This is a genomic window from Saccharopolyspora sp. NPDC047091, assembly GCF_040643635.1.
Classification (GTDB): Bacteria; Actinomycetota; Actinomycetes; order Mycobacteriales; family Pseudonocardiaceae; genus Saccharopolyspora_C.
In genome coordinates, this window is sequence record NZ_JBEYUS010000005.1 from 62085 (window position 1) to 74757 (window position 12673).

Genomic DNA, 12673 nt, shown 5'->3' on the forward strand with positions numbered 1-12673 from the left:
TCAGCGGTGCGAGCGGACTCCCAGCAGGACGTCCTCCCAGGACGGGACCATCGGGTGGTTCTTGCGGCGGCGGGCCGGTTCGGTCTTGCGGGCCGCGTCGTCCTCCACCGCTTCCAGGTCGTCCTCGCCCGCCTGCTCGGCCAGCGGCGCGGACGGCTCCGGTTCGGCCGGTGCCGACGGGGTGGTGTCCAGGTCCAGCGCGGGGATCGCCGGGGTGGACGGCTTCGGCGGTGCGGGCGGCGGCGCGGTGTCCTCCGCTTCCGCTTCGACCGGGGTCTCTTCGGACTCGTCCAGCTCCAGCGCTTCCCTGGCCAGCGCGGTCACCGGGCGCACGGTCCGCAGCGGCCGGTTCGGCGACGGGTCCAGCAGGTCGACCGCGTGGTCGTCGAGCGGGGCGACGGTGCCGCCGTGCGCGCCCGGGTGGAACACCCAGTGCGCCCGGTTCTCGGAGCGCCCGGCCTGCCACTGCAGCCGGACGACCCACTTGCCGTCCTCGCCGCGCCACGCGTCCCATTCGGCGTCGGTGAAGTCGTGGCCGCGCATCCCGAAGGTGTGCGCGATGACCTCGCCGAGGGTCTGCACGTCCGGACCGTCCTCGCGGACGGGGTGGGCGCGCTGCGAGCGCTCGGCGATCTGCGCGCGTTCCAGCAGGACCGGGTAGGCGTAGCGCTCCACCCGCTGCTCGGGGATGCCTGCTGCGGCGGCGACGTCCTGGACCGAGGCACCGCCGCGGACCCGGGCCTGGATCTCGCGGGGGCGCATCTGCGCCTCCATCTCGATCTGCACCTGGCCGAGCCGGGTCAGGTCGCCACGGGCTGCCGCCCGCAGCCGCTCGTCGGCGGGCACGGAAAAGCGGTCGCCGTTCTCCGGGTCCTCGCAGATGACGGTCTCACCGTCCTCATCAAGCCCGACAACCCGCAGCGCGCGCATACGCCAGCCTCCCCGGTCGTTGTCACCAAGCTGTGACCGTAACCCGGCGTGCCCCCTTGACGGGGGAGGCACGCCGGGTTCGGTGTCGCTTCGTGACCATCCTCTCCCTACCCGATCTTGCCTGAACAGCGGTCGACATGCGAACACTTGGCGAAATCCGCCGCAAGTCCGATCACAGCAAGTGATCAAGAGCCAGTTCGGGTGACACGGATGTGCCGGTCGCCATGGTGCGGTGGCGACCAGGGCGGACGGGGGCGCCGCGCTCAGGACAGCTGCGAGACCACCCAGTCGATGGACCCGGTGAGCTTGGTGACGTCATCCGGCTCGACCGCCGGGAACGTACCGACGCGCAGCTGGTTGCGGCCCAGCTTCCGGTACGGCTCGGTGTCCACGACGCCGTTCGCGCGCAGCGCCTTGGCGATCGCGGCCGCGTCGATCGAGTCGTCGAAGTCCAGCGTGACCACGACCTGCGAGCGCTTCGCCGGGTCCTGCACGAACGGCGTCGCGAAGCTCGAGGCCTCCGCCCACTGGTACAGCCGCTGCGAGGACTCGCGGGTCCGCGCCGAGCACCAGTCCAGCCCGCCGTTGCCGTTCATCCAGTCGATCTGGTCGGCCAGCAGGAACAGCGTCGCCACCGCGGGCGTGTTGTAGGTCTGGTCCTTGCGGGAGTTGTCCAGCGCCGTCGGCAGCGACAGGAACTCCGGGACCCAGCGGCCCGAGGCGCCGATCTCGCCGATCCGCTCGATCGCGGCCGGGCTCATCGCGGCCAGCCACAGCCCGCCGTCGGAGGCGAAGGACTTCTGCGGCGCGAAGTAGTAGACGTCCACGTCGGAGGCGTCGAACGGCAGCCCGCCCGCACCGGAGGTCGCGTCCACCGCGATCAGCGCCTGCTCCGAGCCCGCCGGGCGGGTCGGGGGCAGCATCACGCCGGTGGAGGTCTCGTTGTGCGCCCAGCCGATCAGGTCGACGCTCGGGTCCGACACCGGCTCGGGGGCGTCGCCCGGCTCGGCGGAGACCACGACCGGGTCGCCGAGGAACGGGGCGGCCTTGGCGGCCTTCGCGAACTTCTGCGAGAACTCGCCGTAGGTCAGGTGCAGCGACTTCTCCCGCACCAGGCCGAACGTCGCGGCGTCCCAGAACGCGGTGGTGCCGCCGACGCCCAGCACGACCTCGTAGCCCTCGGGCAGCGAGAACAGCTGGCCCAGGCCTTCGCGGACCCGGCCGACCAGGGACTTCACCGGCTTCTGCCGGTGCGAGGTGCCCATCACCGCGGCGCCTTCGGAGGCCAGCCGCGCCAGCTGCTCCGGGCGGACCTTGGACGGGCCGCAGCCGAAGCGGCCGTCGGACGGCAGGAGCTCGGCGGGCAGCTTCAAGGTGGTCGGGTCGGTTTCGGCCTGCGTCATTCCGGCGCCTCCGGGAGTTGTCGAATCGGCTTGCCCCGCGGCTGCCGCGCCCAGGCCGGGCGGGCCCGCGGGTGGACGACGGGGTTCGGCGGACCCCGGGTCGCCTCGGGTGGACCGGCGCCGTTGCCGGTTCAGGGCTCGGTGCGTGGTGCGGCTACGGGTCGGAACGGTGAAATCCCGGCGCGCCGCGGTTGCCGGAGCCGTGGGGCAACTTACTGCGCGGGCGGCTCTTTGGCCAGCAACCGGACCGCGCTGTGATCGAAATCAGTGCCTGTGACCAGGTGTTTCGCCGGGAGTCGACGAGGTGGCCTGCCGTGCTCTCCCGGTCGCGGAGCGTCGCCGCCCGGGAGTGCGCCGCCGTTCCCGCCCCGCCCGCGCCACCTTACCGAGGCGGACACGGTGCGTGATCGCGGGTGCGGTTTCCGGTCACGCGGGGTGGCCCGCGCGGACGGCGCCGCGCGGGCCCCGGCTCAGACCGCGGCGACCGGCAGCGCCGAGACGGAGTCCCAGCCCTCGACCTGCTGCGGGGAGCGCGGGTCCGGGCCGACGTACTGCGCGGACGGGCGCACCAGCCGGCCGGTGCGCTTCTGCTCCAGCACGTGCGCCGACCATCCCGCGGTGCGGGCGCAGGTGAACATCGCGGGCATCATCGAGGTCGGGACCTCGGCGAAGTCCAGGATGACCGCGGCCCAGAACTCCACGTTCGTCTCGATCTGCCGGTCCGGGCGGCGCTCCCGCAGCACCGACAGCGCGGCCCGCTCCAGCTCGGCGGCGGCCTCGAAGCGCGGCGCGCCGAGCTGCTCGCAGGTGCTGCGCAGCACCCGCGCCCGCGGGTCCTCCGCGCGGTACACGCGGTGGCCGAAGCCCATCAGCCGGTCCCCGCCGTCCAAGATGGACTCGACGACGCGGCGGGCGTCGCCGGTGCGCTCGGCCTCGGCCAGCATCGGCAGCACCCTGGCGGGCGCCCCGCCGTGCAGCGGACCGGACATCGCGCCGACCGCGCCGGACAGGCTCGCGGCCACGTCGGCGCCGGTGGAGGCGATGACGCGGGCGGTGAAGGTGGAGGCGTTCAGGCCGTGCTCGGCGGCCGACACCCAGTAGGCGTCCAGCGCCTGCACGTGCGCCGGGTCCGGTTCGCCGCGCCAGCGGGTCAGGAACGCCTCGGTGAGCGTGGTGGCCTCCGCGATCCGCTCGGCGGGGACCGCGGGCAGTTCGGTGCCGCGCGCCGACTGGGCCACGTAGGACAGCCCGAGCACGGTCGCCAGCGCGAGCTGGTCGCGCGCGGCGTCCGCGGTGATGTCCAGCAGCGGTTCGAAGCCGTGCGCGGGGGCGAGCATCGCGATCGCGGCCTGCGCGTCGGTGCGGACGTCGCCGGTGCGCACCGGCAGCGGTGCCGCGCCCGCGTCGGGCAGGCCGCGGCCGAAGGCGCCGTCGACCAGCAGCTGCCACACGTCGCCGAACGAGACCTTGCCCGCGAGGTCCTCGATGTCCACGCCGCGGTAGCGCAGCGCGCCGCCGTCCCGGTCCGGTTCGGCGATCTCGGTCTGGAAGGCGACCACGCCCTCCAGGCCGGGGCGGAATTCGGTGCCGTCGGTGCTGGTGCCCATGGTTGCCTCGTCTCCTCGTTGAGTCGTTCCGGTTGCCGCGCGCCCGGGGGCGTGCGACGGACGTGGCGGGGTGCATGAGCACGAGTGCGATCGGTCGCCGCCTGTGCTGCGCGGGTAACAGTGCACCCGCGCCGCGGCCGCGGGCAATCGGTTCGGGACGCCGCGATGGCGAAGATCACACGGCCGAACGGGCCCGATTCCCGCGACGCTCCGGGGAATCCGGTGCCTGCCGGGAGCAATTCCCGTGCGGCGGGCACCTGGGGTGGCCTGCCGGACCGGTGCGCGACCGGCCGGTGCGCACCTGGTTCGCGCGCCGCACCCCGTGGCCGCGGAGCGGCACCGCAACACCACCCGGAAGCACCAGCCGGCCACTCGGAAGCGTTGACGACCCCTCCGCACGGCGACCCGCCGACGGCGGCCGTCGGCCGAACCGGACGAACCGGCCGGGTCTCCGCGGCCATTCGAGTGTGCCCGCGGTCACTGCATCGTTTGCGGAATCGATCGTGGCGTACCCGTTGGTTCGGCCCGGGTTCCCACTCCGTTTACCGTCGTAGCGGTGCCGTGGCGCAGTCCGCGGCGACCGCGTCGACCGGGCGGGCTCGCCTCCTCCGGCGCCGTCGATGAACAGCAGCACCAGTCGGGTCAGGGAGGAAGGGAACGGATGTCCGAAAGCACCGTGAGCACCGGCACTTTGTCGTCCATGCGGGTGTCCTACGAGGCGGGTTCGCTGCACGAGGCGGTGCTCGCCGAGACCTGGCACGAACAGCTCCGGATCTGGTTCGACGAGGCCGTCCGGGCGGAGGTGCAGGAACCGAACGCGATGGTGCTGGCGACCGCGGACGCCGACGGGTACCCGTCCTCGCGGACCGTGCTGTGCAAGGGGTTCGACGAGCGCGGCCTCGTGTTCTTCACCAACTACACCTCCGCGAAGAGCCACGACCTCACCGCGACCCGGGTGGCCGCGGCGACGTTCCCGTGGCTGGCGCTGCAGCGGCAGGTCAACGTGCGCGGCACCGTCGAGAAGGTGCGCGCCGAGGAGACCGCCGACTACTGGGCGGTGCGCCCGCGCGGCTCGCAGCTCGGCGCCTGGGCCTCCCCGCAGTCCCGGGTGGTCACCGGCCGGGAGGCGCTGCAGTCCGCGCTCAACGGCATCGAACGCCGCTTCGGCGACAACGAGAAGGTGCCGGTACCGCCGCACTGGGGCGGCTGGCGGATCGTGCCGGAGTCCGTCGAGTTCTGGCAGGGCCGCCCGGACCGGCTGCACGACCGGCTGCGGTTCCGGCGCGGCGACGGCTGGTCCGTGGAGCGGCTGGCGCCCTGATCCCCGCCGGTCCGCGGCGGACCGGACGACTCCTGGTTCGGCGGAGGCGGTGCGGAGTTCCCGCGCCGCCTCCGCCGTCGTTCGCGGGGTGGGGCCGGTCGTTCTCGGGTCGGAAGCGGGGCGAGCCCGGGGCGCAAGCGGGGCGTTCTCGGGCCGGAACCGGTCGAAGGGGACGTTCCCGCACGTGATCGCCGCCGTGCCCGGTCGGCTGCGTCACACGACCCGGGTTCCTTAGCCAGGCTCATGGCTAGGCTGGCTCCTCGTGGACCAGCAGAGCGGCCGCGCGGAGCGGGAGCGAACTCGGCGATCCTGGCGGTCGCTGCTCGGCAAGGTCGTGCTCGACACCCGGCCGCTGGGTTACCCCGCCTACCGGCGGCTGTGGATCTCCAGCATCGTCACCGCGGTCGGTGCCCAGTTCAGCGCCGTCGCTGTGCCCAAGCAGCTCTACGACCTCACCGGGAGTTCCGCGTACGTCGGGCTCGCCGGGATCTTCGGACTGGTGCCGCTGCTGGTGTTCGGGCTCTGGGGCGGTGCGGTCGCCGACACCGTGGACCGGCGGAAGCTGCTGCTGGTCACCAACACCGGGCTCGCCGTCACCTCGGTGCTGCTGTGGCTGGTGGCCGCGGCGGGCATCGGCTCGGTGTGGCTGGTGCTGGTGCTGTTCGCGCTGCAGCAGACCTGCTTCGCGGTGAACATGCCCGCCCGCAGCGCCGCCATCGCGCGGCTCATCCCGGCGCCGCTGCTGCCCTCGGCGCAGGCGCTGGGGTCCACCGTGTTCCAGCTCGGCGCGGTCCTCGGGCCGCTGCTGGCCGGGGTGCTGCTGCCGGTGCTGGGCCTGTCGGTGCTGTACCTGGTGGACGCGGTGGCGCTGTCCACCGCGGTCTGGGCCGTGTTCCGGCTGCCCGCGCTGCCGCCGCTGGCGGGGGCGCCGACGAAGGCCGGGCTGCGTTCGGTGATCGACGGCTTCCGCTACCTGGGCACGCACCCGGTGCTGCTGACCTCGTTCCTGATGGACATCATCGCGATGGTGTTCGGCATGCCGCGGGCGCTGTTCCCGGAGCTCGCCGAGCGCGTCTACGGCGACCCGGCGGGTGGCGGCGCCGCGCTGGGCTGGCTGTACGCGGCGATCCCGCTGGGCGCGTTCGTGTTCGGCGTGCTGTCCGGGTGGCTGCACCGGATCCTGCGCCACGGCGTCGGCGTCACCATCGGCGTCGTCGTGTGGGGCGTGGCGATCGCCGGGTTCGGGCTGTCCGACTCGCTGTGGCTGGGCGTGGTGTTCCTCGCGATCGGCGGCGGCGCCGACCTGGTGAGCATGGTCTACCGCAGCTCGATGCTGCAGGCGGCGGCGACCGACGAGATGCGCGGCCGCATCCAGGGCGTGTTCACCGTCGTCGTCGCGGGCGGCCCGCGGCTCGCCGACGTGCTGCACGGCTCGGGCGGCGCGGCGATCGGCGCGCAGCCCGCGATCGCGATCGGCGGCGTGCTGGTGGTCGTGTTCGCGCTGGCCGCCGCGGCGCTCACGCCGTCGTTCTGGCGCTACCGCGCGCCGTCCGAGTGAGCACCGCGCGCGGACTTCACTGGAACGGATCAGTGCCCCCGCGGGAGTGCGGGAGCCGGTGACGATCCGGCACCGGCGGTCGACCGAGCGTGCCCGGGAGCTGCCGTTCAGCTCAACGCGGTTGGGCCGACGAGCGGTTCCCGATCGGTCCCGGGTGCGCTCCGCGCGCCTGGCGCCGACGCCTCCGCAACCGCTCTACCAGGGGTGCCCCAAGATCACGTAAAACCACCCTGCACACTTTCCTGCCATGGCCAACGACACGACCACGAACGACGACGCGCCCGACGGTGCGCAGCCCGGCCTCAAGAAGGTCATGGGGCCGAAACTGCTCTTGTTCTTCGTAGTCGGCGACATCCTCGGGACCACGGTGTACTCCCTCACCGGCAAGGTCGCGGGCAAGGTCGGCGGCGCGTTGTGGATCCCGTTCGTGGTCGCGTTCGTGGTCGCGTTCCTCACCGCATGCAGCTACCTGGAACTGGTGGGCAAGTACCCGAAGGCCGGTGGCGCGCCGCTGTACGTGCACCGCGCGTTCGGCATCCACTTCATCACCTTCATCATCGCGTTCGCCGTGATGTGCTCCGGCATCACCTCGGCGGCCTCGGCCGCGCAGGCGTTCAGCGGCAACTACCTGGAGGAGATCTTCCCCGGTGTGGGGCCGGTCGCCATCGTGGTGGCGCTGGCGTTCCTGGTGCTGCTCGCCCTGATCAACTTCCGGGGCGTGGGCGAGTCCGTGAAGATGAACGTGGTGCTGACCTGCGTGGAGCTCGGCGGGCTGCTCATCGTCATCCTGTTCGGCGTCGCCGCCCTGATCAGCGGCAGCAAGGACCCGGCGGTGGCGCCGGACCCGAGCCGGCTGCTCCAGTTCAACCCGGAGTCCAGCCCGCTGCTCGCGGTCACCTCGGCGACCGCGCTGGCGTTCTTCGCGATGGTCGGCTTCGAGGACTCGGTGAACATGGCCGAGGAGACCCGGAACCCGGCGAAGGTGTTCCCGCGCGCGCTGCTGCTGGGCCTGTCCATCACCGCGGGCATCTACCTGATCATCGCGGTGATCACCTCGACGCTGGTGCCGACCGATGAGCTGGCCGCCACCGACGCGCCGCTGCTGCTGGTCGTCAAGGCCGCCGCACCGTGGTTCCCGCCGGTCCTGTTCTCCATCATCGCGCTGTTCGCGGTCACCAACACCGCGCTGATCAACATGCTGATGGCCAGCCGCCTCGTGTACGGCATGTCGAACGAGCGGATCATCCCGTCCGTGTTCGGCCGCGTGCACCGCTCCCGGCAGACCCCGTGGGTCGCGATCCTGTTCACCAGCGTGCTGGCCGTGGTGCTGGTGAGCCTGCTGGACATCGAGGACCTGGGCAGCACCACATCGCTGCTGCTGCTGGTCGTGTTCGCCATCGTCAACATCGCGGTGCTGGTGCTGCGCAAGGACGTGGTGGAGCACAAGCACTTCAAGGCCCCCACCTGGGTGCCCGTGCTGGGCGCGGTGCTGTGCCTGTTCTTCGCGAGCCCGCTGTCGGGCCGTCCCGTCGCCGAGTACCTGGTCGCCGCGGGCCTGCTGCTCATCGGCGTCGTGTTCTGGGGCGTGAACCGGGTGATCGCCGGCCGCGTCGACTTCGACCCGGACAAGCTCGCCAAGTAGTCGCCGGACCGGAACCCCGTCCCCGCGGTGCGGAAGCACCCGTGGGGGCGGGGTTCTTCCGCGTCCGCACCGGGGTCGCCGGGCACGCTCTAGAGTGGCGGTGTGAATGATCTGGTCGCCGCCACCGGCAGGCAGTTCGAGATCGTCAGCGGCAGTGCGCGCGCCGTCGTCACCGAGGTCGGTGCGGCGCTGCGCCTGTTCGAAGTGGACGGGATCGCGTACTCCGAGACCTACGACGCCGACCAGCGGCCACCGGGCGGCGCCGGCGCGGTGCTGGTGCCGTGGCCGAACCGGGTCGCCGACGGCCGCTGGACCCTGGAGCGGGAGCCGCAGCAGCTGGCGCTCACCGAACCGGACCGGCACAACGCGATCCACGGCCTGCTCCGGCACACCCCGTGGACCGTGGTCGAGCACGCCGAGTCGACGATCGTGCTGCACGCGATGGTGCCGGTGCAGCCGGGCTGGCCGGTGCCGCTGCTCACCTCCATCGGCTACTCGCTGGACGCGACCGGGCTGACCGTCACGCACACCGTGGAGAACCTCGGCAAGCGCGCCGTGCCGTTCGGCGTGGGCGTGCACCCGTACCCGCGCGCCGGGCTCGCCGAGACCGACGACTGCACGCTGCGGCTCGCGGCGTCCTCGGTGCTGCCGGTCGACCCGGAACGGCTGCTGCCGGTGCGGCCGCCGCGCGCGCTGGAGGGCGACGAGCAGGACTTCCGCCGCGGCCGCCGCCTCGCCGGGGTGCTGCTGGACACCGCGTTCGGCGGTGCCGCGCCCGAGCCGGGGGATTCGCTGGTCCGGCACTCGCTGACCGACCCGGCCGGGCACGGCGTGGAGCTGTGGGCCGATCCGGTGTTCGCGTGGGTGCAGGTGTACACCAACGACGAGTTCCCCGGTCGCGGCCGGGCCGTCGCCATCGAGCCGATGACCTGCCCGCCGGACGCCCTGAACTCCGGCACCGACCTGATCACCCTCCCGCCGGGGGAGGACTGGATCGCCCAGTGGGGCCTCCGCCCGTTCTGATCGGGCGCCCGCCGCGCTCCCCTCGAACGGGCCGGGCGGTCAGCCCTTGGCCAGGTTGCGGGCGATGACCATGCGCTGGATCTGGTTGGTGCCTTCGAAGATCTGCAGCACCTTCGCTTCCCGGAAGTACCGCTCGGCGGGGAAGTCGCGGGTGTAGCCGGCGCCGCCGAGGACCTGCACGGCGTCCGTGGTCACCTTCATCGCGGCGTCGGTGGCGACCAGCTTCGCCACCGAGGCCTGCGTCCCGAACGGCTTGCCCGCGTCCCGGCGCCGCGCCCCGTCCAGGTAGGCGGCGCGGGCGGATTGCACGGCGGCGGCCATGTCGGCGAGCAGGAACTCGACGCCCTGGAACCGGATGATCGGCCGCCCGAACTGCTCGCGGCCCTTGGCGTGGTCGACGGCCAGGTCCAGCGCGGCCTGCGCGAGGCCGACGGCGCAGGCGGCGATGCCGAGCCGCCCGGAGTCGAGCGCGTTGAGCGCGATGGCCAGCCCGTGCCCTTCGCCGCCGAGCAGCCGGTCCGCGGGCACCCGCGCGTCCTCGAAGCGCAGTTCGGTGGTGGGGGAGCCGGTGAGGCCCATCTTGCGTTCGGGCGGTGCCGCCGACAGCCCCGGCGTCGCGCCGTCCACCAGCAGGCAGCTGATGCCGCGCGGCCCGTCGTCGGAGGTGCGGGCCATCAGCGCGTAGAAGTCGGCGGTCCCGCCGTGCGTGATCCACGACTTGGTGCCGGTGACCCGGTACTCGTCGCCGTCCCGTTCGGCGCGGGTGCGCAGCGCGGCGGCGTCCGACCCGGCGTGCGCTTCGGACAGCGCGTAGCCGCCGAGCAGCTCGCCGCCGATCAGGTCCGGCAGCCACCGGTCGCGCTGCTCGTCGGTGCCGTACCGGGCGAGCGGGTAGCAGGACATGGTGTGCACCGAGAGGCCGACGCCGACGGTCATCCACGCGCTGCTGAGCTCTTCGAGCACCTGCAGGTAGACCTCGTAGGGCTGGCCGCCGCCACCGTGCTCCACCGGGTACGGCAGTCCGAGCAGGCCGGCGGAGCCGAGCAGCCGGAAGGCCTTGCGGGGGAAGAGCTGCTGCTCCTCGGCTTCCGCGGCGGCGGGGGCGAGTTCGTCGCGGGCGATCTCCGCGGTCAGCGCGAGCAGGTCGCTGGCTTCCTGGCTGGGCAGCAGTCGGTCGACGGCCATGTGGTGGTGCTCCTGCGTGCTGTGGTGGGCGGACCGGGAGTTTCCGAGCGGAACACGTCAGTACTGAAATGAGTACTGGAGGACTCATCAGAGTACTGATGCGGTGTTCCGCGCGCCAGGCCCGCCGACCTCGGCCGATCCCGAGCTGTGGCAGTCTCACCGGCATGACTCCTCCCGACCCGGACGCCGACGAGGCGAACGCGTCGCCGGTCCGCCGCCGGAGCGCGGGATCGCCGGAGCAGCGCCGCGCCGACCTGCTCGACCGGTTGTGCGCGCTGTTCCTCGAGGAGGGGTTCGCCCACTTCACCCTCGACGAGCTCGCCGCCCGGCTGCACTGCTCGAAGTCGACGCTCTACACGCTCGCCGGCAGCAAGGAGCAGCTCGCGGTCGCCGTCGTCGCCCGCTTCTTCAAGAACGCCACCGCCGACGTGGAGCGCGCCGTCGCCGAGGTCGACGACGTGCGCGCCCGGATGCGCACCTACCTCGACGCCGCCGCGGCCGGGCTGCGCCCCGCCTCCCGGCGGTTCATGGCCGACCTGGCCGCCAACCCGGCCACCCGCGCCACCTACCAGGCCAACGCCCGCGCCGCCGCCGAGAACATGCGCGGCTACATCCGCGACGGCGTCCGCGAAGGCGTGTTCCGCGAGGTGCACGCCGCGTTCGTCGCCGAGATGGTCAGCGGCACCATCGGCGCCATCCAGCGCGGCGAGATCGCCGAGCGCACCGGGCTGTCGGACGCGGAGGCCTTCGCCGAGCTGTCCCAGTTCCTGCTCGGCGGCCTGTTCGACCCGCCCGCGGAAGGTTCGCGGATCGCCCCACTCCCGGCGGAGCACACTGGTGCCCGCCCCCAGACCGCCCGGCCATAGCCGTCCGGCGCGGCACCCGGCCCCGAACCGCACGCCGGACCAGGCGCGGGGCCGAGCAAGTCAGCACGTCGAGCACCAGCACGGAGGAATCGTGATCGTCATCGGTGGAGAGGCCCTCGTCGACCTCGTCCCGGACTCCGCCACGCCAGGGGGCGAACTCGGCCCGCTGCACCCCCGCCTCGGCGGCGGCCCGTACAACGTGGCGATCGCGCTGGGCCGGTTGGACGTGCCCGCCGGTTTCCACGCCACGCTCTCGACCGACCAGTTCGGCGACAAGCTGCTGGCACGCCTCGTCGAATCCGGGGTGGACACCGGCCTGGTGGGCCGCGCCCCGCAGCCGACGACGCTGGCCGTGGTCGGCCTCGCCGAGGACGGGTCGGCCCGCTACAGCTTCCACACCGAAGGCACCGCCGCGCGCTTCGTCGCCGACCCCGGCCCGCTGCCGGACGAGGTCACCGCCGTCTCCTTCGGCACCCTCGGCATGGTGCTCGAACCCGGGGCCACCGCGTACGAGGCGGTGCTGTTCCGCGAGGCCGAGCGCGGCCGGTTCGTCGCGCTGGACCCGAACATCCGCGCCGACCTGATCGCCGACCCGGCGGCCTACCGCGCGCGGTTCGAGTCCTGGCTGCCCTCGGTGCACCTGCTGAAGCTGTCGGTGGAGGACGCCGAGTGGCTGGCCGGGGACGAGGACGTGGACGTCGCGCTGCGCCGCTGGCAGCAGGCGGGCCCGGCGGGCCTGGTGCTCACCCGCGGCGCCGACGGGCTGGCCGCGCTGGTCGGCGACGGCGAACTCGTCGAGGTGCCGGGGGTGCGCGCGCAGGTCGCCGACACCATCGGCGCGGGCGACACGGTGCACGGGGCGCTGCTGGCCTGGCTGCACCGCAACGACGCGCTGTCCCCGGCGGCGGTGCGCGCGCTGACCCACGACCAGTGGCGCGAGGCCCTCGGCTTCGCGGCCGCGGCCGCCGCCATCACGGTGTCCCGGCCCGGCGCCGAGCCGCCCACCACCGCCGAACTCGGCTGACCGGCCCGGCTTCCGGGAGCATCCGCGCCGGTCCGGGCATTCCGGACGTTCCCGGGCCGGCGCGGCTCCGGTCCGGGAACGCGCCGCGACCGGTTGCGGCAACCGGGCGCCGGG

General features: G+C 73.3%; 10 protein-coding genes. 6 read left to right on the forward strand and 4 right to left on the reverse strand.

The window, feature by feature from the left end; translation table 11 throughout:
* From sepH to ABZ805_RS04155, 3 genes are all read right to left on the reverse strand, one after another.
* A complete protein-coding gene (sepH, locus tag ABZ805_RS04145; protein WP_358434031.1) occupies nt 1–930 on the reverse strand; it encodes a septation protein SepH in 930 nt (309 codons plus the stop codon).
* Nucleotides 931–1193: 263 nt separating this feature from the next.
* Nucleotides 1194–2333 (reverse strand): phosphoserine transaminase, encoded by a 1140-nt coding sequence (serC, locus tag ABZ805_RS04150; protein ID WP_358434034.1) that lies wholly within the window; start codon nt 2331–2333, stop codon nt 1194–1196.
* 470 nt (nt 2334–2803) lie between these two features.
* Nucleotides 2804–3940, reverse strand: coding sequence for a citrate synthase 2 (locus ABZ805_RS04155; protein WP_358434037.1), 1137 nt, complete (start codon nt 3938–3940; stop codon nt 2804–2806).
* A gap of 661 nt (nt 3941–4601) precedes the next feature.
* On the opposite strand from ABZ805_RS04155, the gene pdxH reads away from it, so the two are divergent.
* The 4 genes from pdxH to ABZ805_RS04175 all read left to right on the forward strand — a co-directional run bounded on the left by pdxH (nt 4602) and on the right by ABZ805_RS04175 (nt 9484).
* On the forward strand, nt 4602–5261 hold the full coding sequence (gene pdxH, locus ABZ805_RS04160) for a pyridoxamine 5'-phosphate oxidase (protein WP_358434040.1): 660 nt from the start codon (nt 4602–4604) through the stop codon (nt 5259–5261).
* A 262-nt stretch (nt 5262–5523) separates the two neighbouring features.
* Complete coding sequence (locus ABZ805_RS04165; protein WP_358434043.1) at nt 5524–6819, forward strand: MFS transporter; 1296 nt, start codon at nt 5524–5526, stop codon at nt 6817–6819.
* A gap of 247 nt (nt 6820–7066) precedes the next feature.
* Nucleotides 7067–8461, forward strand: a complete 1395-nt coding sequence (locus ABZ805_RS04170) for an APC family permease (RefSeq protein ID WP_358434045.1) — start codon at nt 7067–7069, stop codon at nt 8459–8461.
* 102 nt (nt 8462–8563) lie between these two features.
* Complete coding sequence (locus ABZ805_RS04175) at nt 8564–9484, forward strand: aldose 1-epimerase family protein (RefSeq protein WP_225044309.1); 921 nt, start codon at nt 8564–8566, stop codon at nt 9482–9484.
* A 39-nt stretch (nt 9485–9523) separates the two neighbouring features.
* Here the strand turns inward: ABZ805_RS04175 and ABZ805_RS04180 are convergent, their stop codons facing one another.
* Nucleotides 9524–10669, reverse strand: coding sequence for an acyl-CoA dehydrogenase family protein (locus ABZ805_RS04180; RefSeq protein WP_358434048.1), 1146 nt, complete (start codon nt 10667–10669; stop codon nt 9524–9526).
* A 164-nt stretch (nt 10670–10833) separates the two neighbouring features.
* On the opposite strand from ABZ805_RS04180, the gene ABZ805_RS04185 reads away from it, so the two are divergent.
* Together ABZ805_RS04185 and ABZ805_RS04190 are read left to right on the forward strand one after the other, a co-directional pair.
* The gene (locus ABZ805_RS04185) at nt 10834–11535 is read left to right on the forward strand and encodes a TetR/AcrR family transcriptional regulator (protein WP_358434051.1); all 702 of its coding nucleotides are present in this window, start codon (nt 10834–10836) and stop codon (nt 11533–11535) included.
* Nucleotides 11536–11626: 91 nt separating this feature from the next.
* Nucleotides 11627–12559, forward strand: a complete 933-nt coding sequence (locus ABZ805_RS04190) for a carbohydrate kinase (protein WP_358434054.1) — start codon at nt 11627–11629, stop codon at nt 12557–12559.
* The last annotated feature ends 114 nt before the right edge of the window (nt 12560–12673 follow it).